Raw genomic sequence first — 1,637 nt, forward strand, 5'->3', positions numbered from 1 at the left:
CATATTTAAATTCCAGACCATGCCTGGCATAGTATTATCTATTTTTTATAATACACGTATAAATATCTCTATCCTTTTGGCGTAGTTATTTTCGTCATATTGGTATTCCACAATCTATTTTTGTTTTCAGCATACTGGGTGCTGTAAATCAGGGGCGGTAGCGTGGACAAACCAGATTAAATTTTTGGACAACAACAGATGGCTCGTAGTGGTTTCGAAGTACAAAAAGCTGCCGTTAACGCTTTGTTTCTAAGGGAAATTAAAACCAGATTTGGCAAGTATCGGCTGGGTTATCTTTGGGCGGCGCTAGAGCCTATGGCTCACATGCTCATGCTACTAGGCATTTTCGGCTACATTATGCAGCGTACCATGCCAGATATTTCCTTCCCGGTTTTTCTGATTAATGGGATTGTTCCCTACTTCGTATTCATTAATATCAGTAACCGGTCGATTGGTGCTATAGAAGCCAACCAAGGCTTATTTAACTATCGCCCGGTAAGGCCGATAGACACCATCATTGCCCGCGCTGTTTTAGAATCATTAATTTATGCGGTAGTTTACATCTTACTGATGGCGATCGTCGGCCTGCTTGGCGAGGAGTTTGAAGTCATTAACCTTATTTCGCTGGTTCTGGTCTGGTTAATGCTAATCATTTTCTCCTGCGGCGTCGGTCTGAGTTTTATGGTGATAGGAAAAACCTTCCCCGAAACCGAGAAGTTTCTACCCATTCTGTTAAAGCCGCTCTACTTTATTTCCTGCATTATGTTTCCGCTCCATTCAATTCCAAAGGATTACTGGCCGTACTTACTGTGGAATCCGTTAGTCCATGTCGTTGAGCTATGCCGTGAAGCCGTCGTTCCGGGTTATGTCAGCGAAGGTGCCAACTTATACTATCTGGCCTTCTGTACGTTGGTCAGTCTGTTTGTTGGGCTTGTGTTGTACCGTAACGGTGAAGAGGCGATGCTAACCTCATGATCAGAATTGAAAATCTAACTAAATCTTATCGTACCCCTGCTGGGCGCCATTATGTTTTTAAAAATCTGCATGTCGAGTTCCCTGCCAATAAAAGTGTGGCCCTAATTGGTCGCAATGGTTCAGGTAAATCAACGTTATTACGTGTCATCGGTGGTATCGACCGGCCTGATAGCGGCAAAGTTATTACCGATAAAACGATCTCCTGGCCGGTAGGACTGGCAGGTGGATTTCAGGGGAGTTTGACCGGACGTGAAAATGTTAAGTTTGTCGCCCGCCTGTATGCAGCAGAGCGTGAATTACGAGAGAAAGTGGCCTTTGTTGAAGAGTTCGCCGAACTTGGCAAATACTTTGATATGCCAATCAAAACCTACTCTTCTGGCATGAAATCCCGCCTGGGTTTTGGCCTGAGTATGGCATTTAAGTTTGATTACTATCTGGTGGACGAAGTCACCGCTGTAGGTGATGCGCGCTTTAAACAAAAATGTGCAGACCTGTTCAAATCCCGCCACCAGGAATCAAGCTTTCTTATGGTTTCCCATAGCCTCGGTTCACTGAAAGAGTTCTGCGATGCCGCGCTATTTATTGGCCGAGATAATCAGGTGAAATATTTCGAGTCAGTGGATGAAGCTATTGCGGTTTATAAAGTGGATGAAGGGATATAG

2 protein-coding genes are annotated in these 1,637 nt (G+C 44.3%); both read left to right on the forward strand.

The genetic code is table 11. The features are described 5' to 3' along the window. Positions 1–198: 198 nt before the first annotated feature. Complete coding sequence (locus V1952_RS21710; protein ID WP_083163420.1) at positions 199–975, forward strand: ABC transporter permease; 777 nt, start codon at positions 199–201, stop codon at positions 973–975. Next, positions 972–1,637 (forward strand): ABC transporter ATP-binding protein, encoded by a 666-nt coding sequence (locus V1952_RS21715; RefSeq protein ID WP_372559584.1) that lies wholly within the window; start codon positions 972–974, stop codon positions 1,635–1,637. Before V1952_RS21710 ends, V1952_RS21715 begins: the two co-directional genes overlap by 4 nt.

Origin of the sequence: Yersinia sp. 2542 StPb PI, from assembly GCF_048593855.1 — a bacterium.
In the GTDB taxonomy this organism is placed as follows: Bacteria; Pseudomonadota; Gammaproteobacteria; order Enterobacterales; family Enterobacteriaceae; genus Yersinia; species Yersinia enterocolitica_E.